Below are 21,842 nucleotides of genomic sequence, written 5' to 3'. Positions count from 1 at the left end.
CCGTCAGTTTGACAAGAGCTCCGCCGTACGGGCGAGCGCGCCGCCGAAACCGTTGAGCGGAATGGAAAAGCTCACCGCTTGTCCCGTATCCGCCGCGAAGGCGTCGATCTTCAGCGTCGTGCCATTCTTGAGCAGCGGCGTGACATTGGCGTCGAACGCCACCGGCACCAGGCAGCCGACGGCCTGGCAAGTGTTGAATGCCAGGCTGCCGTCCAGCTTCTGGTCATCGATGGTCAGGGTGACGCCTTTGGCGAGCGCCAGCCCAAACGGCAGGGCAAGAGTGCCTGTCGCCTCGTCGCCGGTCTTGCTCGACAGCTCGATCGCCAGCAGCCGTTGGTTGCTCTGTTTGTTGAACTGTTGGTGCGACAGGCTGCAGACCTTGTTCGTGCCCGATATCTGGCAATTGACCGTCCAGTCGCCATGGGTTTCGGACAAGGCCGATGCCCCGCCCGGCAGTTGTGGCGCATCGGCCGCGGCGGGCGGAGCCGCCACCTTGTCGCCTTTGGTCTGCGCGGCCACGGCCGGCACACCGGCGATGCAGGCCGCACCCAGCATCGCAACCAAATACGCGTATTTCCTCATCAAGACCTCTCCCGCCCGGCTCCGCCTCGAGCCAGCCTGGAAACTGACCTTGAGAGGCGCGCTGACTGCATTCTGTTTGACCGTTTCCCCGAAGGCGCCATTGTCCCTGGCGGACATGCCGGCGCCATTCAGCTCGAGGCCGGCGCCGACCCGATAGAGCGGCGAATCGATCGCTTGCGTCAAGTGCAATGCGAGGTTGCCGGGCAGATTCTCCGCCACCGCGAAGCGGCCTTCGATCTCCGCTCCTTGTGTTGGAGAAGAACTCTGCCCCCGGGCCTTCGATAGAGGCGATGCTGGCGCGATGTCCGTGCCGGTCTCCAGCGCTGGCGTCGCCTGCAATCCGTGGCCGCTGGCCGGATGGCCGGGACAGGGCGGGGTCACGATTGATTTCAAGGCGACCGATGGACCGCCATGGCATCGCCGGACAAACACCCTATATTGCGGGAATGAACAGGATTTTTAGCAAGAATGTGCCGATGTCGGCGCGCCGACTATTGATGAGACTTGCGTCGGCGGTGCTGGCCGCTACTTTTTTAGCCGGCTTTGCGCTGCACGCTTCCGCTCAGGTGGCCAATCCCGCGATCAACAGCAACGCGCCGATCCAGCAGAACGATCTGCAGGCCTTGCAGAGCCGCATTCAGCGGCAGCAATTCCAGCAGCAGCAACAGCAGTACCGCGACCAGGACCGCGTGATCGTCCAGCAGCCACCGCCGGTCGTGCCACGGGTCAGGCCGGGCTGCCAGACGCAGATCATCGGCAGCACGGCCGTGAGCAATTGCCGCTGACAGGCGGGCTTCTTTTATTTAGCCGACTTACATGGTAGGGGACCTTGAGGGTGCCCCTGCGGCAGTTTGGGTTTGCAAAGGCGCCGCGTCACGCTATGGGGCACTGACCGACTGGACTATTGCAGATGAAAACCACGAAGAAAAAGGCCGCACGCCGGGCCAAGAAAGGGGAAAGAATCCGCCAGGTGGCGGCGATCCCCTTTCGCTTGACCGCGGATGGGAGTTTCGAGGTGATGCTGGTCACGTCGAGAACGACGAGGCGCTTCATCGTCCCCAAGGGATGGCCGATGAAAGGCAAGAACGGACGCAAGGCCGCCACCATCGAGGCGATGGAAGAAGCCGGCGTGCTTGGCAAGACCCTGAAGCACCCGGCCGGCACCTATTCCTACTGGAAGCGGCTGGCCAACCGCTTTGTCCATGTCGATGTCATCGTCTACCTGCTTGAAGTGACCGAGGAACTGGCCAACTGGCAGGAGGCCAAGCGGCGACAGCGGGCATGGCTGACGCCGGCCGACGCGGCGATGTTGATCGACGAACCGGATCTTTCGACGCTGGTGAAGACCCTGACACTTCCCCAGCCCACGCCGACCGATGCAACCTGAGGACAATTCCTCAGCCGCTCCTACCACCCTTTTCGGGAAGAGGGCGTACCGGCATGCCGGTATAGACCCACAACCATTCGCGCGGCAGCGGCCCCTTGTTGCGCTCGCTTTGCTGCGACTGTTCCCAGGCGTGCGCCAGGATGCCGACGGAACGTGACAGCACGAAGAGCCCGCGCGTCAGCGGCGGCGGGAAGCCGAGTTCGCATAGATGACGGCCGTGGCGCCATCGATGTTGAGCGGTATCCCCTTGCCCTTGCGGCGTGCGACCTCCGCCTCGATCGCCTCGGCGATGTCGGCGAACCCTCCATTGACGACTCCACGCGCGGCAAATTCGCGGGTCAGTTCCGGCAGGCGCGGTGCGCGCGGATCGACCGGGTGAAAGCGGTGGCCGAGCCCTGGCACATAACCCCTTTCCTCGACGAAGAACCGGTCGAGCCGTGCCGAGACCGCCTTCCCCAACGCCGCCCCGCCATCGATCGCCTTGGCGATATTACCGTAGAAGGACAGCGCCTGTTCGCCGGCGCCGCCATGCACGTCGCCGAGTGCATTGCCGACACCGCAGGTTGCCGCCATGCGGGCGATGGTGATCGACGACGCCTGCGGCCCATGGTCGACGGCAGCGCCCAGCGCGATGCCGAGCAGTGCGGCCTGGTCGCTCTATCAGCGTTCGGTCGTGGCGGTCGACATCCTGCTGCCGATCATGCGCGACCTTTCCGAGCACAGCTGGGAGAGTGTTGCCTTCTATGTCCGCTCGGGCGACGTCCGCACCTGTCTCTACCGCGTCGAATCCAAGCACCCGATCCGCTACACCATACGCGAGGGCGACCTGTTGCCTTTGCTCGTCGGTTCGGGCGGACGCGTGCTTGCGGCATTTTCCGGCGAGGCGGGCGAGCCCTATGAGACCATACGCCGGACCTGCCTCGCCGTCGGCGACCGGGACCCCGAGACGGCGGGCGTCTCGGCACCGGTGTTCGGACCGGGACGCGTCCTGCTCGGCGCCTTGACGCTGGCTGGGCCGAGCACGCACGTCGATGCCGCCTTCCTTCAGCGCATGAAACGGCCGCTGCTCGAGGCGGCGGCCCGCGCCACTCGAGCCTTCGGCGAGGATGCCTCGATGCTCGAACAGGCATGTCTTGCAGCGGAGACCCTGCCCTAACCCGCGCGGTTATAGGCCGAAAAGGACTGATAAGCTTCGAATACAAACCGATTCAAGTTCAAACAGTCAATTGACGCTGCGTAATATTCAGTCACCCAACTCAAGAAAAGGCTTCAAAGCGAACGGAGCTATTTATTGGCTGTTAAGTCCCTCGTGATAAGCGGTTGTCGTCGCCATTTGCGCGACATGAGGGGCAGAGAATCGTCTTAACCGACGGGTGAAACAGTCGGACAGACGCGCTGACAGGATCATGGCACGTCCGTGAATTCGAAGACGCCATCATCGCTGGACGCCAGCCCCCGTCTTCTCGGGCTCGTCTGGCCGTTCATCGCCGTCGTCCTCGTCCAGGCGCTGGTCGCCAGCCTCAGCCTGTACACGCTTTCGGCGGTTCGCGCCTATGTCGGCGGGGAAAGCCAGTGGTCCAAGGGGCAAAAGCACGCCATCTATTTCCTCAGCCTCTATGCGGATACCGGCAATGAGGCGTTCTTCACCGAGTATCGCGAAGCGATCGCCGTTCCGCTTGCCGACCGCTCGGCCCGCCTGGCGCTCGAGCAGCCCGAACCCGATGCAGAGGCAGCGCGCACAGGCTTTCTGCAAGGCAGAAACCACGCGGACGACGTTGCCGGGCTGATCTGGCTGTTCCAGAATTTCCGGAAGTTCAGCTATCTCGATACCGCTATTCGGCACTGGGCGGCGGCCGACACAATGATCCTCGCCATCCAGCGGCTCGGCGATACGATGCATGCGACACTCGGCAAGGGGCCGGCGTCGACAGCCGAGATCAGCGCCTGGAAGGCGGAAATTCATCGGCTCGATCGTCAGGTCACTCCATTGTCCAAGGCCTTCTCGGACAGTCTCGGCGAGGGATCGCGCTTCATCCAGATGCTGCTTACCTTTGCCAATCTCGTCACTGCCGCATTGTTGATCCTGCTTGCCGTGTGGCGCACGCGCAAGCTCCTTGCGCAGCGCCAGGCCTTCCAGCTGGCGCTCAATGCCGAGCGCGAGCGCGCCCAGATAACACTGGCTTCGATCGGCCAGGCCGTCGTCAGCACCGGCCGCGACGGGCGGCTCGACTACATGAATGCGGTTGCCGAAAAACTGCTGGCCTGCCCGCTCGGCGCTGCAAGGGGCAAACCCATCGCAGCATTCTTTCGCCTCATCGACAAGGGCACCGGCGTTGAAGAAACGCAGTTGGTCGAGCGTCTCCTGGCCGGCGAAGCGCGCCGTTCCAGCGCCCGTCCACAATTGCTGCAGCGGCCGGACGGCTCCGTTGTTCCCGTCGCATTGACCGGCGCACCGTTGCTCGTTTCCGGCGAGGTCGTCGGCGCCGTGCTCGCCTTCCACGACATGACGCGAGAAGAGGATTACATCGAGCGGCTTTCGTGGCAGGCCTCGCATGATGCGTTGACCGGGCTCGCCAACCGGCGCGATTTCGAAAGCCGGCTGGAAAGGACAATCGTCGAATTGCAGGGCCAGCCCCGGCAGCACGCCTTGATGTATCTCGATCTCGATCAGTTCAAGCTTGTCAACGATACGTGCGGCCATGCGGCGGGCGACCAGTTGCTGCGCCAGATCTCGGCGCTGCTGACCTGCGAATTGCGGCCGGGCGACGTGCTGGCACGATTGGGCGGGGACGAGTTCGGCGTGCTGCTCGTCGATTGTGAAGCCGACGAAGCGTGCGACATCGCCGAACGGCTGCGCGCGGCTGTGCAGAATCTGCATTTCGCCTGGGATGGCAGGACGTTCAACACCAGCGTCAGTATCGGCATGGTGGAGATCGCCAATGCGCAGGTGACGATCGCGGAAACGCTGCGGGCCGCCGACGTCGCCTGCTACATGGCCAAGGACAAGGGCCGCAACCGCGTCCAGGTCCACAGCGAGGGCGACGTGGACTTGCGCGAGCGTTTCGGCGAGATGGCCTGGGTGCAGCGTCTGCACGCCGCGCTGGTGCAAGACCGTTTCCGGCTTCATGCGCAGGAAATCTGGCCGCTCAACGACGACATCGTCGAGGTGGGAGCGCATATAGAGATCCTGTTGCGGCTGACCGACGAAGACGGCAGCTTCGTCACCCCGCAGAGTTTCATTCCCGCGGCCGAGCGCTATGGCCTGATGCCGTCGATCGACCGCTGGGTGGTGCGCAACACCTTCCGCATCCTGGCCGCCCGGCAGGCCGATCCGCGCACGCCGCCCATCGCAACATGCGCCATCAATCTTTCCGGCGCGACGTTCGGCGACGAAAGCTTTCTCGGCTTCCTGGGCGAGCAATTCCTCATCCATGGCATTTCGCCTGCCATGATCTGCCTGGAGATCACCGAAACCAGCGCTATCGCCAATCTCACCAACGCCATGCGTTTCATTGCCGATCTGCGCGGCTTGGGCTGCCGCTTCGCGCTCGACGATTTCGGCTCCGGCATGTCGTCCTTCGCGTATCTGAAGCACCTGCCGGTCGACTACCTCAAGATCGACGGCAGCTTCGTCAAGGACATGCTGGACGACCGCATCGACCGCGCCATGGTCGAGATGATCCACCACATCGGCAAGGTCATGGGCAAGCGTACCATCGCCGAGTTCGTCGAGAGCGACGGTATCGTCGCCGCGCTGAAGACCATCGGCGTCGACTATGCCCAGGGCTATGGGATCGCCAGACCGACGCCGTTCGATGCCTCGACGGTGCTGCTAGGCCGAGGCGTCACGCCGGCCGCCGAAAGCGTCGATCCATGGGCCGATCTGGCGCGGAAGCTGCGCCGCAAGGCGGGCTAGTCTACCTGATCTGCAATCCAGGTTCAGGACAGCCGCTCCAGCAGCACGGTCGGCGCGTCATGATAGGTGGTCCGCAACACCTCGCGATAGCCGACCTTATCAGCGACATTCAACGAGGCGGTATTCTCGGGATCGATGATGCAGACGGTTTTCACCCGTCCAAAGGTTTCTTCGCCCCAGGCCAGCACACGGCCGACGACCTCTGTGGCAAGGCCCGCCCCGTGCACTTCCGGTGCCAGCGCCCATCCGGCCTCTGGAATGCCTTCGATCGACGGTTCCATGCCGCGCTTCAGGTCGTGAAACCCGGCCTCGCCGACGAAGCGGCCCGTCGCCTTCTCCTCGATCGCCCAGAAGCCGTAGCCGAGCAGCGACCACAGGCCGGCATGACGCAGGAAGCGCATCCAGCTTTCCTCGCGCGTGCGCGGCTTGCCGCCGATGAAGCGGGTGACGGCGGGGTCGCCCCACATCGTTGCATAGGCGTCGAAATCCTCCAGCCGGTGTGCCCGCAGAATGGTTCGCTGCGTTTCGATGACGGGAGTGACGGTCACTTTGCGGTTGTTCATTGGATTTGCCTTGCTGATCTTGTCCGCGCTTAGCAAATTGCCCCTGCGGTGCAAGGGCCAGCGGAAGACGCGCCATCATCCAGAACAGCGGCCTAAGCAGATCTTTAGCCGCGCCAGGCCATGTTCATGTAGACACCGCCACGTTGCAATTCGTCCAGCATCTGGTCGAGCCGCTTCTGCCTGGTGTCCGGGCGCTTGGCGCGGGCAATCCAGCCGAGATAGTCGTTCTTCTGGTAGTCCGGCCGGGCCTCACAGGCAGTCATCAGCCCGCGTTCCGTCAAGACGGCGTGGATCAGGTCAGGCATCGGATTCAGGGGGCGTTTCAGTCCGGTCATGCCTGCGAACCTAACGTGCCTGGACCGAGCGTCAACGCCGCCTATGACCAGGGAGCAGCTTTCTATGGGAATTCTGCCCGACGGTGTTAATTTCCCGGCAGGCTGATTCAGCACATTTGCGGCGCGACCTTTTCAGACGCGGGGCTGGTGCTCAACCCAGGGAAGAAACGGACACGACCGACCTTGTGCTTGCCATTATCCATCATCTGCTGGTGTTTTCCCTGGCAGGGATCATCGGCGCCGAATTCGTGCTGATCCGCGGCGACCTGCCCGCCGTAACCCTCAAGCGACTCGCCGGCATCGACCGCCACTATGGTATCATCGCCTCACTCATCATCATCGTCGGCATCGGCCGTGTCCTCTGGGGCCTCAAGGGATGGGAGTTCTACATCTACAACTGGATGTTCTGGGCCAAGATGGCGGCGTTCGGCATTGTCGGCCTGCTTTCGATCATCCCGACCGTGCGCTTCATTTCCTGGAACCGGCAGGCCAGCGCCAATCCCTCCTTCGCCGTGCCGGCGGGCGAACTGGCCTCGGTAAAGACCTATATCCGCGCCGAGGCCTTCGTCTTCCTGCTGATCCCGGTGTTCGCGGCGGCGATGGCGCGCGGTTACGGCTACCAATAGATCTGGAATAGAACGAGAGCGGACAGAGGTCCGCAATCGGCATTTGCCGAAGCCGCTCGACGATCGACCGTTTCGGATCCGGCCTTCTGGCTCGAACATCTATCCGTTGCATGCCGGCTGCCGCGGATATCCCGGTTTGCCATTTGAGTCCGATTGCAATCTATTGGCCTGCGCTGGTTGTTGTTTCATTCGCGGCCGGCATTGAGAGGAGTTCCGCGCAGCGGTTTATTCATATCCCGGGAGGAGAATTACGATGCGAAAATTTGTTGCCGCTCTGGCCGCCGCTGCGGCCCTCACGCTTTATTCGTTCACCGCCGACGCACAATCCTATCCCGAACGCACCATCACCGTTGTCGTGCCGTTCGCGGCCGGCGGTCCGACCGACACCGTCACCCGGCTCGTCGCGGAAGCCGTGTCGAAGGATCTCGGCCGGCAGGTCATCGTCGAGAATGTCGGCGGCGCCGGCGGTACGCTCGGCGCGGGCCGCGTCGCCAATGCCGATCCCGACGGCTACACGCTGCTCCTCCATCATATCGGCATGGCGACGAGTGCCACGCTCTACAGAAAACTCGCCTACGACACGCTGAACGCCTTTGAATATGTCGGCCTGGTGACCGAAGTGCCGATGACCATCGTCGGCCGCAAGGAACTCCCGCCGACCGATCTGAAAGGGCTTGTCGACTACGCCAAGGTCAACAAGGACAGCATCACCGTCGCCAATGCCGGCATCGGTGCGGCCTCGCATCTGTGCGGCATGCTGTTCATGAGCGCCATCGGCACGCCGCTGGTCACCGTGCCCTACAAGGGCACCGGCCCGGCCATGACCGATCTTCTCGGCGGCCAGGTCGACATCATGTGCGACCAGACGACCAACACCACCAAGCAGATCCAGGGCGGCACGATCAAGGCCTATGCCGTCACCTCGCCGGAGCGCCTCGACGTGCTGAAGGATGTGCCGACGACGATCGAAGCCGGCCTCCCCGCGGTGCAGGTCGGCATCTGGCACGGCCTCTATGCGCCGAAGGGCACGCCGGCCGAGATCACCGACCGCCTGTCGAAATCGCTCCAGGTCGCCTTGAAGGACCCGAACGTCATCGCCCGCTTCGCCGAACTCGGCACCAGGCCGTCATCGGAGGCCGACGCGACGCCGGCGGCGCTGAAGGCAAAGCTGGAAAGCGAGATCGCGCGCTGGAAGCCGATCATCGAAGCCGCCGGCCAGTACGCCGACTGATGGCTTGAACCGGGCGCCAGCGGCGCCCCGTTCGCTTCGATCCGTTTTCACCTGCAACGGCAGGCCCGCTCCAAGGGTCAGGAAGGACCGCCATGAAACCTTTCGCAATCGACAGGACCAACGGCCTGTGCGCCGCGCTGTTCATCTTCTTCGGCGCGTTTTTCGCGCTGCAGTCGCTCAGCCTCGAAATCGGTACCGCGCTACGCATGGGACCGGGCTATTTCCCGCTGGTCCTGGCGATCGTGCTGATCCTGCTGGGCGCCATCATCCTGATCCAGGCGATAAGCGTCGAGGGCGAGCCGATCGGCCCCATGGCGTGGCGCGGCATGTTGTTCATCCTGCCGGCGCCGATCTTCTTCGGCCTGACGGTGCGCGGCCTCGGCTTCGTGCCGTCGATCTTCCTGACGGCGCTGATCGCCGCTTTCGCCAGCTGCCGCATGAAGGCGCTCACCGCGCTCGTGCTGTCGGCTGGCCTGACGCTGTTCTCGATCCTCGTCTTCAGCTACGCGCTCGGCCTGCCCTTCCAGCGCTTCGGCCCCTGGCTGCCCTCATGGCTGGCATTGTGAGGCGCTGACATGGACTTGCTCAACAACCTCGCGCTCGGCTTTTCGACCGCCTCGACGCCGGCCAATCTCGGTTTCTGCCTGATCGGCGTCCTGCTCGGCACGCTGATCGGCGTCCTGCCCGGCATCGGCGCCACCGCAACCATCGCCATGCTGCTGCCGATCACCTTCCAGATCGGCGACCCGGTTTCTTCCCTCATCATGCTCGCCGGCATTTACTACGGCGCCCAGTATGGAGGCTCGACCACCGCCATTCTCATCAACATGCCTGGAGAATCCTCGTCGGCCGTCACCGCCATCGACGGCTATCAGATGGCCCGCCAGGGCCGCGCCGGGGCGGCATTGGCGATCGCCGCGATCGGCTCGTTCTTCGCCGGCACGGTGTCGACCTTCCTCGTCGCCGTCTTTGCCCCGCCGTTGACGGCGATAGCCCTGCGGTTCGGCGCGGCGGAGTATTTTTCGTTGATGATCGTCGGCCTAGTCTCCTCCATCGCGCTTGCTCACGGCTCGATCGTCAAGGCGCTGGCGATGGTCGTGCTCGGCCTGCTGCTCGGCATCGTCGGCACCGACATCTACACCGGCGCGCCGCGCTTCACCCTCGGCATCCGCGAATATGCCGACGGGCTGAATTTCGTCGCGGTGGCGGTCGGCGTCTTCGGCATCGCCGAGATCCTGCGCAATCTTGAAACCGAGCATGAGCGCTCGGTGCTGATCAGCAAGGTCTCCGGCCTGATGCCGACCCGCGACGACTTCAAGCGTATGGCAGCACCCATCGTGCGCGGAACCATCATCGGTTCGGCGCTGGGCATCCTGCCCGGCGGCGGTGCGGTGCTTGCGGCCTTTGCCTCCTACACGGTCGAGAAACGCGTGTCGAAAACCCCGCAGGAATTCGGCAAGGGCGCCATCGCGGGCGTCGCCGGACCGGAATCGGCCAACAATGCCGGCGCCCAGACCTCCTTCATCCCGATGCTGACGCTGGGCATTCCGGCCAATCCGGTGATGGCGCTGATGATCGGCGCCATGATCATCCAGGGCATCGTGCCCGGTCCCAATGTCGCCACCGAGCAGCCGGCGCTGTTCTGGGGCGTCATCGCCTCGATGTGGATCGGCAATCTGATGCTGATCATCCTCAACCTGCCGCTGATCGGCCTTTGGGTGAAGCTCCTGACGATCCCCTATTACGTGCTTTTCCCGATCATCATGGCGTTCTGCTCGATCGGCGTTTACAGCGTCAACACCAATGCTTTCGATCTCTATGCCGTCGCCTTCTTCGGCCTGCTCGGCTATGTCCTGACCAAGCTGCGCTGCGAACCGGCTCCCCTGCTGCTCGGCTTCGTGCTCGGCCCGCTGCTCGAGGAAAACCTGCGCCGCGCCATGATCCTGTCGCGCGGCGACCCCAGCACCTTCGTGACGCGGCCGATCAGCGCCGGCCTGCTACTGGTGGCGCTGGCCGTGCTCGTCATCGTCTTCCTGCCCTCGGTCAAGAAGAAGCGCGAAGAAGTGTTCGTGGAGGAGAGTTGAAGCCCGGTCAGCTTTGGGCCTGAACCGCGTCCAGTGGATCGAGCGGAGCGATCGGCACCAACGGCGCCGGAATGCTGGTCGTCTTCTCCTGCGCCTTACAGATATCAGCGATGACGCAGGCCGGGCAGTCCGGCTTGCGCGCCTTGCAGACATAGCGGCCATGCAGGATCAGCCAGTGATGCGCATGGCGCATATATTCGTCCGGGATGATCTTCAGCAGCCCTTGCTCGACCTGTTCGGGTGTCTTGCCGGGCGCCAGGCCGAGCCGGTTGCCGATCCGGAAAATATGCGTGTCGACCGCCATCGTATGCTGGCCGAAGGCCATGTTGAGCACGACATTGGCGGTCTTGCGCCCGACGCCCGGCAGCTTCACCAGCTCATCGCGGTCGTCGGGCACTTCCCCGCCATGGTCACGGATCAGCGCTTCCGACAGCGCGATGACGTTCTTGGCCTTGTTGCGCCACAGACCGATGGTCCTGATGTAATCGCCGACCTTGGCCTCGCCCAGTGCCAGCATCTTCCGCGGCGTATCGGCGGCTTTGAACAAGGCCCTTGTCGCCTTGTTGACGCCGGCGTCCGTCGCCTGCGCCGAGAGCACCACCGCCACCAGGAGCGTAAAGGCGTTGACATGTTCGAGCTCACCCTTCGGCTCCGGCCGCTGGACGGAAAAGCGGCGGAAGATCTCGTGCACTTCGGCCGGACTGTAGCGTGACGTCCGCCGCACCGGCCGCGAGCACGGCTTGGCGTTCGAGCCGTCACGTCGTCCGGCTGGCAGGTCTTTTTCGAGCATGGAAGAATCTTTGGACTTGGGGCTCGCCATTTCCTTCCTATAATATCCTGTCATGAGCGACACAAACGCCTCGTTCCAGGCTGACGAGCCCTTCTTTCACGCATTGCTGACCCCGCACCGGTCGCTGGGCAGGACGGGCTTCCTGGTCCTGATGGGCGCTTTGTCGTTCGGCTGGCTGGCGACCGGCGCGTTCTTCCTGTCGCGCGGCGCATGGCCGGTATTTGGCTTCTTCGGTCTCGACGTGGTCGCCGTCTACATCGCCTTCCGTGTCAACTACCGCGCCGCCCGCGCCCGCGAGGAGGTATCGGTCTCGCGTACCACCCTCGACATCCGCAAGACGGCCCCTTCCGGAAAATCGGAAGCTCACCGCTTCAACCCGTTCTGGGCACGGTTTTCGGTCGCCCGCCACGCCGAGATCGGCATCACCAAAATGACGGTCGAAGGCCAAGGCCGGAACGTGCCGATCGGCGGCTTTCTCGATCCCGAGTCCCGCGAGAGCTTTGCCACCGCCTTTTCGCGCGCGCTGGCGACCGCCAAGGCGCGCTGAACGGCTCTTTGTTTTGACGCAATTCCGGACGGAAAACCGTTCACACTTTTCCTGGAATTGCTCTAGAACCGATAGCGCAGAAGCCTGCCGACCTTGCGCAGCGCCGGAATGTGTTTCCACAGGCGAACGAAAAGTTTGGCGGACCAGCCCATGCGGGCGGCGTGTTCGGGCATGTAGGCGGAAATATCCTCGACGAACCGCAGTTTCGGAACCGCCAGTTCCAGCTCGTGCGGATCATCGATCGCCCAGTGAACCTCTGCGCCAGTCGCCTTGATGGTGGGATTGAGACGAAGCAGCGTCAGACCGAAACGGCTGTAGGCGTCGAACATCAGCTCGCCGCCGGCAAGGTGCGAGACAAGCCGCGAAACCAGGCGCAGCCCTTCGGCTGCGGGAAGATAGGGCGTCAGCCCTTCTGCCACCACGATGGCGGGGCGGTTGCGGGGTACTTCGGCCAGCCAGCCAGGCTCGGTCACCGACGAAGCGATGAGATGATAACGGTCGCGGGACGGGTAAAGTTTTCGCCTGAGTTCGATGACCTGGGGATAGTCGACATCGAACCAGTCCACGCCTGGCGGCGGATCGACACGGAAGATGCGCGTATCGAGCCCGCAGCCCAGATGCAGCACGATGGCGCCGGGATTTCTCGCCAGAAAATCCTCGACACGAACGTCCAGCGTCTTGGCCCGGATCGCCAGGCCGATGCCGAGATTCTCGTCGACCTTGAGCCTGGAGAAATCATAGTCGATCTTGTGCACCGCCTCGTCGGCGAAATGATCCCCAAGCAGCGAATGGGGCAGCCGGCTCTCCAGCGCCTTGCCGTACAGCGTCATCAGCAAGGTTTCCTTTGCCCCGGTCAAATGCACTTTCTCGCCAGCCATGAGCGACTCCTGGCATGAGCATGATCCCGAAAAGTGGATACCGGTTTTCGGAAAAGATCATGCTCGAACACAAAGAGAGAGCCCCGTCCCGACCCATCGGGATGGAACAGGCTCTCGAAACCCCGAGTCTATCTGGGTATGCACGGCAAGAAGGCAAGTTTCGGGTGGCGATCGCCGCCCCGAGGGGCGATATTCCTGGCCAAGGAGACAGTTCGATGAGCACACAGACAGCCGTCCTCAAAAAGGACATCACGCCACAAGGCAGCGACTACGAGATCGTGCGCCGCGCCATCGAGAAGATCAGCCTCGACTATCGCGACCAGCCTTCGCTCGAGGAGCTTGCCGAGGAAGTCGGCGAGACGCCAACCGGCCTGCAAAAACTCTTCACCCGCTGGGCCGGCCTGTCGCCCAAAGCCTTCCTGCAGGCGGTGACGCTCGACCACGCCCGCCGGCTGCTCGATTCCGGCATGCCGCTGCTCGAAACCTCGTTCGAACTGGGCATGTCCGGCCCTGGCCGGCTGCATGACCTGTTCGTCACCCATGAGGCAATGTCGCCGGGCGACTACAAGACACGCGGCGCCGGCCTCACGATGCGCTACGGCTACCATCCCTCGCCTTTCGGCACCGCCCTGATCATGGCCACTGACCGCGGGCTTGCCGGCCTCGCTTTCTGCGACCCCGGCGAGGAGCGCGCCACCTTCGCCGACATGTCCAGCCGCTGGCCGAACGCCATCTATGTCGAGGACCTGGCCGCGACCGGTCCTTACGCCGCGCGCATCTTCGATCCGACGCTGTGGCGCCCCGACCAGCCGCTGCACGTCGTCATGATCGGCACCGACTTCCAGGTTCGCGTCTGGGAGGCGCTGCTGCAGATCCCGATGGGCAAGGCCCGCACCTATTCCTCGATCGCCGCCAGCATCGGCGCGCCAAGCGCCAGCCGCGCGGTCGGCGCCGCCAATGGCGCCAACCCGCTCTCCTTCGTGGTGCCTTGCCATCGCGCCATCGGCAAGTCCGGCGACCTCACCGGCTACCACTGGGGCCTGACCCGCAAGCGCGCCATCCTTGGCTGGGAGGCGGGCCAAGTGTCGTCGTAAATATCGTTTTTCCAGTTTCCGGCGAAGAAATTTACAGATCTTGGATAGCAGAAAGTATTAATTGGATTCTATCGGAAATTCACGTTACAACCGGTGACAACCTTCGGTTCTTTATAAGATGTTATTTCCGAGAATTATTTAAGTTTACACTAAATTAACCACGATAAAGCGATCATGACTCCTGTTAATTCGGGCGATCCGACTTAATAGGAGGTCTCGATGAAGTTGTTTCGCACCGCCTTCGGTGCAACCCTGCTGGTCGCGTGTCTGGGCCAGCCTGCATCGGCTGCGACGCAAAATGTCATTTTCAATGGCACGATCACCCCGACCTGCACGCTTGTCATTGCCACCAATGGCACGATGACGGTCAGTCCCGACCTCCAGACCCTCAGTTCCCACAACAGCGGCGGCTCTGCCGGAACCGTCACGCTGACGACGACAGGCGGCGTGTCGCTGAGCGTCGATCCGGTTACCGCCACGACAGTGCCGTCGGCCGACACGACGTCGACCACCTGGACGCCAACCTACTCTTCCGCCGGTGCGCACTCCATCGTCGAGACCGGTTCCGCTACCGCCATCAGCACACCCGGCGCCGACCTCGTTTCGGTCCATCTCGCCGGCACCAAGGGCGGCAGCAACCGCTTCGCCAACGGCAACTATCAGGCAACGGTAACGCTTCGCTGCGAGTAGCGCCCGGGGAAGGAGGCATCCTTGACACCTTTTCGAACCCTGGCGACGGCGCTGGCCGTCGGCCTGATCCCTGCTGCCGCGGCGGCGCAGTCGATGTCGCCGATGCGCGGCGAGGTCAACAGTTTCACCGACGTCTTCGCGGTCCGCGTCTTCCCGGCCAATCCATACGACCAGAAGATCAAGATCGAAATCCACGTCTACGATCAGGATTTTCAGCCGGTGGACGCCAGGATATCACCGGCTGCCTTCCAGCTCGGCGCCCAGGCCTCCCGTCCCGTCCTTGTGGTCGTGCCCTTCGGCGGCGCCGCCGAGCGTAAAGTGCGTATCTGTACGGAAAGCATCCCCTTCCCCAACCAGCAGACGCAGATAAGGGCGCAGATATGCGGAAAGTTCTTTGGGCACCGCAAGTCCTGACGCTGGCACTCGCGGTTGCTGTCACAAGCACCGTTCCAACTCAGGCCCAGGACCAGATCTACAATCTCAACCAGAACGAGAACGGCTTCAATTTGCCCGGTGTCACCTTGCCCCAGGGCCAGGACGAGGTCCATGCCGCGGACGGCACCACTTGCCGTTCCGCCGTTTCCGGTTCTGGTGCCTATGTCGATCTCGGCGTTATCAGAGGCAACAACCAGACGGACAATGGCGTCGCCACCTACGGCCGGGTGGTGATCCCGATCGGGCGTACGCCGAAACGCCTCGACTGCAGCCGGCTGTATGAACTGGAGGTCCAGCGCCTGCAGATGGAGCTGAAACTGCTCAAAATGGGCCTCGGCGGCGACGGCCCGACCGGAAGCGTGGCCACGAGCGCTCCCGCGACCGCGGCCGCATCACCTGGATGGGCCAACGAAGGCTGGACCATCAGGACCGGAAACAGCGATGGCAAGAAGAAGAAGAAAAAATAGCCCCGCGCTGCTTACGATAGCAGCCCTTGCCGGCTTCAGCCAGCCCGCACCGGCGGCGATCATCGGCACCTGCACCATCATGGTCGGGGCATCGGGGACGATGACCGCAAATCCTGCCATAAGCATACTGGGTTCCAAACAGGCAGGCGGATCGAGCGCCAGCGCCACCGTGGTGGCGAGCTCGCTTCTGTGCACCCTGCTCAACCTGCTGGACTGCTATTCGGTTTCGGCGCCGGCGCCTGCCGCATTCTCGTCCGCGCCGACCGGCGGCGGCACCAACGTCACCTTCGCCTCGGTCTTCCGGCTCGATGGCACGGGGGTCGACATCAACGGAAGCGTGCCGCAAAGGGTCACCAACGGCACCCACGCCCTGCAGGTCGATCTCACCGCCACCAAGTCGAGCGGCGTCTTTCCCGCGGGCACCTATCAGGGCATCGTCACCGTGCGCTGCGAGTGAGGCGACAAATCGCCTTTTGATATCCACATGGTCTGGCAACTCATCGCAGGAAGCGCTAGCTTCCCGCACAACCGGGGTGACGGCGCATCGATACGGATGCACCGGCGCAGCTCGTCATCTCGATCCACATTGTGGATCTCGATCCATATCGTGCTTTCCGAAAGTCGATCCTGATTTCCGGCCAGCGCTGGCAGGGAGGCACTTTCTTGATAGTCGTCATCGGCTCGATCAATCTCGACCTTATCGCCAAAGTCGACCGCTTGCCGAGCCCCGGCGAAACGGTGAGCGGTTCCAGTTTCGCCACGGCGCCGGGCGGCAAGGGCGCCAACCAGGCGCTGGCTGCCGCGCGCGCCGGCGTCCAGGTGCGCATGGTCGGCGCCGTCGGCAAGGACAGTTTCGCCGGCGAGGCACTGGCGTTGCTGCGCGAGGCCAGGGTCGACCTGTCGGGCGTGGGCGAAACCTTTGCCTCGACCGGAACGGCGCTGATCATGGTCGGCGCCGATGGCGAGAACATCATCGCCGTGGTCCCCGGCGCCAATGCGTCCGTGGTGCCCGGCGACCTTTCCAAGGCCTTCCTCCAAAAGGGCGATGTCGTGCTGCTCCAGCACGAGATCCCGCTGGCGACCGTCGATACGGCACTCGACCAGGCACGGGCGGCCGGTGCCATCACCGTGCTCAACACCGCTCCTTTCCAGGGCGACGCGGCGGCTTTCCTCGGAAAGACCGATTATGCCGTCGCCAACGAGACCGAGTTCGACCTCTATGGCGAGGCGCTGGCGCTGAACGGCCGCGACCGCGCGGCACGCATGCGCGACTTCGCCGCGAAAACCGGCCGCACCATCGTCGTCACCCTCGGCGGCGACGGCGTCATGGCAGCGACACCGAGCGAGTTCCTCACCCTTGCGGCCATGAAGATCACGCCTGTCGACACGGTCGGCGCCGGCGACACCTTTTGCGGCTACTTCGCTGCCGGCCTGTCTGCCGGCCTGGCCCTCGACAAGGCACTGGCACGCGCCGCTGCGGCGGGCTCGCTCGCATGTCTCAAGCCCGGCGCCCAGCCGGCGATCCCGCTGGCCAAGGATGTCGATCAAGCCTTGCTGGAAACCCATTGAAAGTGATGCGCCCCGGGACGAAACATGCCGTGCCGCCGGCCGGTGATATCTGCCGCCTGTCCGCCATCGACCTTGCCGGCGCGATCAGCCGCAAGAAACTGTCCGTGCGCGAGGTGGTGACGGCCTTCCTCGACCGCATCGAAGCGGTCAACCCGCTGGTCAACGCCATCGTCTCGTTGCGCGACCGCGACGATATCCTGCGCGAGGCCGATGCAGCCGATGCCAGGCAAGCGAGCGAAACCGGGACGCTCTTCGGCCTGCCGATCGCCATCAAGGACCTCGCCTCGACGACCGGGCTCAGGACCTCCTTCGGCTCGCCTATCTTTGCCGATTTCGTGCCGCAGGAAGACGATTTCTTCGTCGAGCGCATCCGCAACGCCGGCGCCATCATCATCGGCAAGACCAATGTTCCCGAATTCGGGTTGGGATCCAACACCTACAACAACGTCTTCGGGCCGACGCTGAACGCTTTCGATCCGGCGCTCACCGCCGGCGGATCGAGCGGCGGCGCGGCGGTGGCGCTGGCGCTCGACATGGTGCCCGTCGCCGATGGCAGCGACTTCGGCGGCTCGCTGCGCAATCCGGCAGGCTGGAACAATGTCTACGGCTTCCGGCCATCGCAAGGGCTTGTACCCGCCGGACCCGATCTTGAGGTCTTCCATGCGCAGATGGGCGTCGAGGGCCCGATGGGCCGCAACGTCACCGACATGGCGCTGCTGCTCGACGTGCAGGCGGGCTACCATCCGCAGGCGCCCCTGTCCTATGAGAAACCGGGTTCGTTTCTCGAAGGGCTTGCACCGCCATCGACTGGCGGCCGCGTCGCCTGGCTCGGCGACCTCGGCGGCCATCTGCCAGTCGAACCTGGCATCCTCGATCTGTGCGAGGCGGCTCTCGGCCGCTTCGCGGATGCATCCTTCCCGGCGGAACCCTTGCTCCCGGATTTCGACTTCGAAGCGCTGTGGCAGGCCTTCGTGACGCTGCGCCAGGCCAGCAGCGGCTGCGCCCTCAAGGTCCATTACGACGATCCTTCCAAGCGCGGTGTGCTGAAGCCGGAAGCCATATGGGAAATCGAGAACGCCATGCGGCTGACGGCGCCGCAGATCCGCGCGGCCTCGGTGGTGCGCACCTCCTGGCATCAGATGCTGCTGTCGATCTTCGACCGCTTCGATCTCATCGCCCTGCCCACCGCGCAGGTCTTCCCCTTCGAAGTCGGCATGCATTGGCCCAGCGAGGTCGCGGGACGGCCGATGGACAGCTATCACCGCTGGATGCAGGTTTCAGCCTTCGCCACGCTGGGCGGCTGCCCGGCGGTCAACGTGCCGGTCGGCTTCGACGACAAGGGCCGGCCAATGGGCATGCAGCTGATCGGCCGGCCGCGCGGCGACCTCGCCGTACTGAGGGCCGCCGCCGCCTATGAGGCGACGCTGCCCTGGCAGGCCGGCGCCTGACGCACGTGCAACGGCCCGGCGTTTCGCGTCAGGCTTGCGCGGAGGTTACCCGCATGCATTAATTGTCGCCTGCCACGCCGCATTGGCAGCATTTTGAGGAAGATCATGTCGCTGGAACTTTACGCCGCCTATGTTCTCGCCTGCATCGTTATCATCCTGGTGCCGGGACCGACGGTCACGCTGATCATCGCCAACAGCATCCGGCACGGAACCCGCGCCGGTCTGGCCAATGTCGCCGGCACGCAGGCCGGGCTTGCCATCATGATCGCCATTGTCGGCATCGGCCTCAACACGCTGATCGCGGGCATGGGCCACTGGTTCGAATGGGTCAGGCTGATCGGCGCCGCCTACCTGATCTGGATGGGCGTGCAGATGTTCCGCTCCAAGGGCACGCTGAATGCCGACGGAACCGCCAGAAAGCCGCGCGGCGGTTTCTTCCTGCAGGGCCTGGTGGTGGCGCTCAGCAACCCCAAGACGCTGGTGTTCTTCGGCGCCTTCTTTCCGCAGTTCATCGCGCCGCAAGGCAATTACTCGCTGCAGATCGTCGTCATGGGTCTCACCGCCATGATCTTTGCCGCCGTGTCGGATTCGACCTACGCACTCGCCGCCGGCCGCGCCGGGCGCCTGCTGTCGGCCCACCGCATCAAGCTCATGTCCAGGATCAGCGGCAGTTTTCTGGTCGGCGGTGGCCTTTGGCTGGCGTTTTCGAGGTCGAAGTAACGGCGGCCGCGAGCCGGGCGACGCGAAGAGTTGCAGCGCCCTCGCATAGCAACCGATTGAAAGTCTGCTCTCCCACCACCACATGAATCTCTATCGGGGGATTCATGCCTGTCTTTTGGACTTGGGATGGTTTGAAGAGGAATGCGCCTGGCGTGATCCTCTTCATCGGTGCGTTTGCGATTATGCTCATGTTGGCGGCGAACAAATGGGCCAACGACGCAAGCCCGATTCGGTCTGTCGGTGCCATCGATGCAACGATCAAAAGTGCCCAATGGAGAGACGGTAAGTACATCCTCTATGTGCTTGTTCTCGACGATGGCTCGTCTGTGCTCATCGACGACGACCGCCCGCATCTGATTGGGTCAGATGCGGGCATCGAACGCGTCACGCGCGACAATGGCGTCGTCTTCTACCGGTTTCCCGAGTGAGACATGCCCAGAAGCTCTATGCCTCTGGGCAAACCGTCTGCATCGATCGGCGGAAGTGTTACAGCCGGCCCAGCCGCTCCACCAGCAGCGCGAAGAAGCCGTCATGGTCGATGTCGCGCATCACCATGGCATTCTTTTCCCGCTTGGTGACGCCCCACCAGTCGATCACGGTCATGCCCATGGTCAGTTCCGAGGCGGTCTCCACGCTGACATTGCAGTTGCGGCCCTTGAACAGGTCCGGCTTCAACAGGTAGGCGATGACGCAGGGGTCGTGCAGCGGGCCGCCATCGGTGCCGTATTTGCCCTCGTCGTAACGCTCGAAGAATTCCAGCATCTCGGCGGTCGCGATGCCGACCTTGGTGCCGAGCGCGCGGAAAGCCTGCGTGCGCTTGGTGGTGGTCAGCGCCTTGTGGGTGACGTCGAGCGGCATCATCACGATCGGGATGCCGGCCTTGAACACCAGATCGGCGGCCTGCGGATCGACATAGATGTTGAATTCGGCCGCGGGCGTGACGTTGCCGCCCTCGAAGAAGCCGCCCCCCATCAGCACGATTTCCTTGATGCGCGGCGCGATCCGCGGTTCGCGGATCAGCGCCAGCGCGATGTTGGTCAACGGCCCGAGCGGGCAGAGCGTGATGGTGCCGCTCTCTTCCTTCATCAGCGTCTCGACGATGAAGTCGACGGCATACTGCTCCTGCAGCTTCATCGTCGGTTCGGGCAGCTGCGGCCCGTTGAGGCCGGTCTTGCCATGCACTTCCTCGGCGGTGACCAATGTGCGCGCCAGGGGACGGATAGCGCCGGCATAGACCTTGACCTCCGGGCGGCCGGCCAGTTCGCAAATCTTGCGGGCATTCTTCTCGGTAAGCTTCAGCGGCACGTTGCCGGCAACGGCGGTGATGCCGACGATCTCCAGTTCGCTGCTGCCGAGCGCCAAGAGAATAGCGACGGCATCATCCTGGCCGGGATCGGTGTCGATGATGATCTTGCGTGGTTGGGGCATTTCAATTCCTTGTTTGGGAGGCCGTGAGCTCACCGGATCGATCGCACGCCTGAAGAACGACCCCGGCGCTTCTCCTTGCATCCGCGCGTCGTTTCAAGCGCCATGTCGATTATTCCTGTGAGTCCAAGGCTTGGTCTTTTTGGGCGGGTCTTGTGGTGGCTTGAACTTGGTCGCGGGGCGGACCATATCAAGGCCATCGGGAAAAATGCCATCCGGGTTTTTCCAGTTTATGTCGCTCTTGAGAGGACAGTGTAACATGAGCCGAATGACGCCTTTCTCCAGCCCGCTTCTCCTTGGTTTCGATGCCATGGAAAAGACCTTGGAGCGTCTGGCGAAGTCCGGTGATAGCTACCCTCCCTACAACATCGAGCGCCTCAGCGGTGCCGACGGCAAGGCCGAAAGGCTGCGCATCACACTCGCCGTCGCCGGTTTCGCCGAAAGCGATCTCGATGTGACAACGGAGGAAAACCAGCTGGTCGTGCGCGGCCGTCAGACCGACGACACCGAGCGCGAATTCCTTCATCGCGGCATCGCCGCGCGCCAATTCCAGCGCTGTTTCGTGCTGGCCGACGGCATGCGTGTGATCGCGGCGGAGCTGAAGAACGGCCTTTTGTCGATCGACCTCGATCGGCCGGAATCCGAACGGCTGGTACGGAAAATAAATATATCGGTGAAAGACTGATCTTCACCGACGGCTCTCATGCGGGATGGCCTTGAGCGGCGTCCTCGCGCCAAGGAGGCTTGAAATGACCAGGACTGACGAGAATATCACCATGACCAGCGGTGAATTCGCCCATCTCGGCGAAGGCTCGGTCGCTTATCTGCGCAAGGTCTCGAGCGACGAGTTGCTCGGCCGCTTCCCCAACATCGGTGAAATCGCGCCCGGCCTGGAATTGTGGGCGCTGTTTGCCGCCAATGGCCAGCCGATCCTGCTTTCCGACGCGCGTGACCGCGCGCTGGCCGGCGCCATGGAAAACGACCTGACCACCGTCGCCATTCACTAAAAGCGACCGGTTGGCTGACACGAAGAGGGCCGCCCGCGGCGGCCCTTG

The 21,842-nt window shown here is 63.4% G+C and carries 26 protein-coding genes and 1 pseudogene; 20 read left to right on the top strand and 7 right to left on the bottom strand.

Annotated features, from left to right (window positions below; genetic code table 11):
* Positions 1-3 precede the first annotated feature (3 nt).
* The gene (locus tag FJV83_RS37080; RefSeq protein ID WP_246691895.1) at positions 4-963 is read right to left on the bottom strand and encodes an invasion associated locus B family protein; all 960 of its coding nucleotides are present in this window, start codon (positions 961-963) and stop codon (positions 4-6) included.
* Positions 964-983: 20 nt separating this feature from the next.
* Between FJV83_RS37080 and FJV83_RS20490 the strand changes: the two genes are divergently transcribed.
* Positions 984-1,367, top strand: a complete 384-nt coding sequence (locus tag FJV83_RS20490; protein WP_245318103.1) for a hypothetical protein — start codon at positions 984-986, stop codon at positions 1,365-1,367.
* A 125-nt stretch (positions 1,368-1,492) separates the two neighbouring features.
* Positions 1,493-1,969: an NUDIX hydrolase gene (locus FJV83_RS20485; RefSeq protein ID WP_095792612.1), complete on the top strand. Its 477-nt coding sequence runs from the start codon at positions 1,493-1,495 to the stop codon at positions 1,967-1,969.
* A gap of 10 nt (positions 1,970-1,979) precedes the next feature.
* Here FJV83_RS20485 and FJV83_RS20480 read toward each other — a convergent pair.
* Positions 1,980-2,623, bottom strand: a pseudogene (locus FJV83_RS20480) (citryl-CoA lyase); the annotation flags it as partial.
* On the opposite strand from FJV83_RS20480, the gene FJV83_RS20475 reads away from it, so the two are divergent.
* Positions 2,541-3,125, top strand: coding sequence for a hypothetical protein (locus tag FJV83_RS20475; RefSeq protein ID WP_246691894.1), 585 nt, complete (start codon positions 2,541-2,543; stop codon positions 3,123-3,125). The pseudogene FJV83_RS20480 and the gene FJV83_RS20475 sit on opposite strands and share 83 nt — an antisense overlap.
* A 261-nt stretch (positions 3,126-3,386) precedes the next feature.
* Positions 3,387-5,885 (top strand): EAL domain-containing protein, encoded by a 2,499-nt coding sequence (locus tag FJV83_RS20470; RefSeq protein ID WP_142884545.1) that lies wholly within the window; start codon positions 3,387-3,389, stop codon positions 5,883-5,885.
* Positions 5,886-5,908: 23 nt separating this feature from the next.
* Here FJV83_RS20470 and FJV83_RS20465 read toward each other — a convergent pair whose 3' ends face one another.
* Both FJV83_RS20465 and FJV83_RS20460 read right to left on the bottom strand, forming a co-directional pair.
* Positions 5,909-6,448 (bottom strand): GNAT family N-acetyltransferase, encoded by a 540-nt coding sequence (locus FJV83_RS20465; protein ID WP_095772507.1) that lies wholly within the window; start codon positions 6,446-6,448, stop codon positions 5,909-5,911.
* A 104-nt stretch (positions 6,449-6,552) separates the two neighbouring features.
* Positions 6,553-6,783 (bottom strand): YdeI/OmpD-associated family protein, encoded by a 231-nt coding sequence (locus FJV83_RS20460; RefSeq protein WP_095772506.1) that lies wholly within the window; start codon positions 6,781-6,783, stop codon positions 6,553-6,555.
* A 185-nt stretch (positions 6,784-6,968) separates the two neighbouring features.
* On the opposite strand from FJV83_RS20460, the gene FJV83_RS20455 reads away from it, so the two are divergent.
* From FJV83_RS20455 to FJV83_RS20440, 4 genes are all read left to right on the top strand, one after another.
* Positions 6,969-7,409, top strand: coding sequence for a DUF2214 family protein (locus FJV83_RS20455; RefSeq protein WP_246691893.1), 441 nt, complete (start codon positions 6,969-6,971; stop codon positions 7,407-7,409).
* A 253-nt stretch (positions 7,410-7,662) separates the two neighbouring features.
* Positions 7,663-8,640 carry a tripartite tricarboxylate transporter substrate-binding protein gene (locus tag FJV83_RS20450; RefSeq protein WP_095772504.1) on the top strand — a complete coding sequence of 326 codons (978 nt, stop codon included), beginning with the start codon at positions 7,663-7,665 and terminating at the stop codon, positions 8,638-8,640.
* Between the two features lie 92 nt (positions 8,641-8,732).
* Positions 8,733-9,206 (top strand): tripartite tricarboxylate transporter TctB family protein, encoded by a 474-nt coding sequence (locus FJV83_RS20445; RefSeq protein WP_142884547.1) that lies wholly within the window; start codon positions 8,733-8,735, stop codon positions 9,204-9,206.
* Positions 9,207-9,215: 9 nt separating this feature from the next.
* Complete coding sequence (locus FJV83_RS20440) at positions 9,216-10,724, top strand: tripartite tricarboxylate transporter permease (RefSeq protein WP_142884548.1); 1,509 nt, start codon at positions 9,216-9,218, stop codon at positions 10,722-10,724.
* Positions 10,725-10,731: 7 nt separating this feature from the next.
* Here FJV83_RS20440 and nth read toward each other — a convergent pair whose 3' ends face one another.
* The gene (gene nth, locus FJV83_RS20435) at positions 10,732-11,544 is read right to left on the bottom strand and encodes an endonuclease III (protein WP_142884549.1); all 813 of its coding nucleotides are present in this window, start codon (positions 11,542-11,544) and stop codon (positions 10,732-10,734) included.
* A 22-nt stretch (positions 11,545-11,566) separates the two neighbouring features.
* Here nth and FJV83_RS20430 point away from each other — a divergent pair, with 22 nt between their 5' ends.
* Positions 11,567-12,061: a DUF2244 domain-containing protein gene (locus FJV83_RS20430; RefSeq protein WP_095787054.1), complete on the top strand. Its 495-nt coding sequence runs from the start codon at positions 11,567-11,569 to the stop codon at positions 12,059-12,061.
* A gap of 62 nt (positions 12,062-12,123) precedes the next feature.
* On the opposite strand, the gene FJV83_RS20425 is transcribed toward FJV83_RS20430, so the two are convergent.
* The gene (locus FJV83_RS20425; RefSeq protein ID WP_142884550.1) at positions 12,124-12,939 is read right to left on the bottom strand and encodes a class I SAM-dependent methyltransferase; all 816 of its coding nucleotides are present in this window, start codon (positions 12,937-12,939) and stop codon (positions 12,124-12,126) included.
* 215 nt (positions 12,940-13,154) lie between these two features.
* On the opposite strand from FJV83_RS20425, the gene FJV83_RS20420 reads away from it, so the two are divergent.
* The 9 genes from FJV83_RS20420 (at position 13,155) to FJV83_RS20380 (ending at position 19,790) form a co-directional block, all read left to right on the top strand.
* Positions 13,155-14,033 (top strand): bifunctional helix-turn-helix domain-containing protein/methylated-DNA--[protein]-cysteine S-methyltransferase, encoded by an 879-nt coding sequence (locus FJV83_RS20420; protein ID WP_095772498.1) that lies wholly within the window; start codon positions 13,155-13,157, stop codon positions 14,031-14,033.
* A 219-nt stretch (positions 14,034-14,252) separates the two neighbouring features.
* A complete protein-coding gene (locus FJV83_RS20415) occupies positions 14,253-14,723 on the top strand; it encodes a hypothetical protein (RefSeq protein WP_095772497.1) in 471 nt (156 codons plus the stop codon).
* A 21-nt stretch (positions 14,724-14,744) separates the two neighbouring features.
* Positions 14,745-15,137: a hypothetical protein gene (locus tag FJV83_RS20410; protein ID WP_095772496.1), complete on the top strand. Its 393-nt coding sequence runs from the start codon at positions 14,745-14,747 to the stop codon at positions 15,135-15,137.
* Entirely contained in the window at positions 15,104-15,625 is a 522-nt protein-coding gene (locus FJV83_RS20405) for a hypothetical protein (RefSeq protein WP_095772495.1), read from the top strand. Before FJV83_RS20410 ends, FJV83_RS20405 begins: the two co-directional genes overlap by 34 nt.
* A complete protein-coding gene (locus FJV83_RS20400; RefSeq protein WP_142884551.1) occupies positions 15,600-16,082 on the top strand; it encodes a hypothetical protein in 483 nt (160 codons plus the stop codon). Before FJV83_RS20405 ends, FJV83_RS20400 begins: the two co-directional genes overlap by 26 nt.
* A 206-nt stretch (positions 16,083-16,288) precedes the next feature.
* Positions 16,289-17,194 carry a ribokinase gene (locus tag FJV83_RS20395; RefSeq protein WP_095787143.1) on the top strand — a complete coding sequence of 302 codons (906 nt, stop codon included), beginning with the start codon at positions 16,289-16,291 and terminating at the stop codon, positions 17,192-17,194.
* 2 nt (positions 17,195-17,196) lie between these two features.
* Positions 17,197-18,642 carry an amidase gene (locus tag FJV83_RS20390; RefSeq protein ID WP_142884620.1) on the top strand — a complete coding sequence of 482 codons (1,446 nt, stop codon included), beginning with the start codon at positions 17,197-17,199 and terminating at the stop codon, positions 18,640-18,642.
* Positions 18,643-18,747: 105 nt separating this feature from the next.
* Positions 18,748-19,362 (top strand): LysE family translocator, encoded by a 615-nt coding sequence (locus tag FJV83_RS20385; protein ID WP_095772492.1) that lies wholly within the window; start codon positions 18,748-18,750, stop codon positions 19,360-19,362.
* Positions 19,363-19,514: 152 nt separating this feature from the next.
* On the top strand, positions 19,515-19,790 hold the full coding sequence (locus FJV83_RS20380; RefSeq protein ID WP_245318102.1) for a hypothetical protein: 276 nt from the start codon (positions 19,515-19,517) through the stop codon (positions 19,788-19,790).
* A gap of 58 nt (positions 19,791-19,848) precedes the next feature.
* On the opposite strand, the gene FJV83_RS20375 is transcribed toward FJV83_RS20380, so the two are convergent.
* Positions 19,849-20,790, bottom strand: coding sequence for a nucleoside hydrolase (locus FJV83_RS20375; protein WP_095772490.1), 942 nt, complete (start codon positions 20,788-20,790; stop codon positions 19,849-19,851).
* 256 nt (positions 20,791-21,046) lie between these two features.
* On the opposite strand from FJV83_RS20375, the gene FJV83_RS20370 reads away from it, so the two are divergent.
* Positions 21,047-21,472: an Hsp20 family protein gene (locus FJV83_RS20370; RefSeq protein WP_013893014.1), complete on the top strand. Its 426-nt coding sequence runs from the start codon at positions 21,047-21,049 to the stop codon at positions 21,470-21,472.
* 64 nt (positions 21,473-21,536) lie between these two features.
* On the top strand, positions 21,537-21,794 hold the full coding sequence (locus tag FJV83_RS20365) for a DUF1150 family protein (RefSeq protein WP_032920755.1): 258 nt from the start codon (positions 21,537-21,539) through the stop codon (positions 21,792-21,794).
* Positions 21,795-21,842: the final 48 nt, after the last annotated feature.

The organism is Mesorhizobium sp. WSM4307, from assembly GCF_007003945.1.
GTDB lineage: Bacteria > Pseudomonadota > Alphaproteobacteria > Rhizobiales > Rhizobiaceae > Mesorhizobium.
The sequence above is the reverse complement of the archived record's forward strand: the minus strand, read 5'-3'. Positions and strand labels throughout refer to the sequence as shown.

Excerpts from the sequence above, each read along its gene's own strand:
- FJV83_RS20490 (WP_245318103.1), top strand. The coding sequence starts at position 984 with ATGGACCGCCATGGCATCGCCGGACAAACACCCTATATTGCGGGAATG.
- FJV83_RS20485 (WP_095792612.1), top strand. The coding sequence starts at position 1,493 with ATGAAAACCACGAAGAAAAAGGCCGCACGCCGGGCCAAGAAAGGGGAA.
- FJV83_RS20475 (WP_246691894.1), top strand. The coding sequence starts at position 2,541 with ATGCGGGCGATGGTGATCGACGACGCCTGCGGCCCATGGTCGACGGCA.
- FJV83_RS20465 (WP_095772507.1), bottom strand. The coding sequence starts at position 6,448 with ATGAACAACCGCAAAGTGACCGTCACTCCCGTCATCGAAACGCAGCGA.
- FJV83_RS20460 (WP_095772506.1), bottom strand. The coding sequence starts at position 6,783 with ATGACCGGACTGAAACGCCCCCTGAATCCGATGCCTGACCTGATCCAC.
- FJV83_RS20450 (WP_095772504.1), top strand. The coding sequence starts at position 7,663 with ATGCGAAAATTTGTTGCCGCTCTGGCCGCCGCTGCGGCCCTCACGCTT.
- FJV83_RS20445 (WP_142884547.1), top strand. The coding sequence starts at position 8,733 with ATGAAACCTTTCGCAATCGACAGGACCAACGGCCTGTGCGCCGCGCTG.
- FJV83_RS20440 (WP_142884548.1), top strand. The coding sequence starts at position 9,216 with ATGGACTTGCTCAACAACCTCGCGCTCGGCTTTTCGACCGCCTCGACG.
- nth (WP_142884549.1), bottom strand. The coding sequence starts at position 11,544 with ATGGCGAGCCCCAAGTCCAAAGATTCTTCCATGCTCGAAAAAGACCTG.
- FJV83_RS20430 (WP_095787054.1), top strand. The coding sequence starts at position 11,567 with ATGAGCGACACAAACGCCTCGTTCCAGGCTGACGAGCCCTTCTTTCAC.
- FJV83_RS20425 (WP_142884550.1), bottom strand. The coding sequence starts at position 12,939 with ATGGCTGGCGAGAAAGTGCATTTGACCGGGGCAAAGGAAACCTTGCTG.
- FJV83_RS20420 (WP_095772498.1), top strand. The coding sequence starts at position 13,155 with ATGAGCACACAGACAGCCGTCCTCAAAAAGGACATCACGCCACAAGGC.
- FJV83_RS20415 (WP_095772497.1), top strand. The coding sequence starts at position 14,253 with ATGAAGTTGTTTCGCACCGCCTTCGGTGCAACCCTGCTGGTCGCGTGT.
- FJV83_RS20405 (WP_095772495.1), top strand. The coding sequence starts at position 15,104 with ATGCGGAAAGTTCTTTGGGCACCGCAAGTCCTGACGCTGGCACTCGCG.
- FJV83_RS20400 (WP_142884551.1), top strand. The coding sequence starts at position 15,600 with ATGGCAAGAAGAAGAAGAAAAAATAGCCCCGCGCTGCTTACGATAGCA.
- FJV83_RS20385 (WP_095772492.1), top strand. The coding sequence starts at position 18,748 with ATGTCGCTGGAACTTTACGCCGCCTATGTTCTCGCCTGCATCGTTATC.
- FJV83_RS20375 (WP_095772490.1), bottom strand. The coding sequence starts at position 20,790 with ATGCCCCAACCACGCAAGATCATCATCGACACCGATCCCGGCCAGGAT.
- FJV83_RS20370 (WP_013893014.1), top strand. The coding sequence starts at position 21,047 with ATGAGCCGAATGACGCCTTTCTCCAGCCCGCTTCTCCTTGGTTTCGAT.
- FJV83_RS20365 (WP_032920755.1), top strand. The coding sequence starts at position 21,537 with ATGACCAGGACTGACGAGAATATCACCATGACCAGCGGTGAATTCGCC.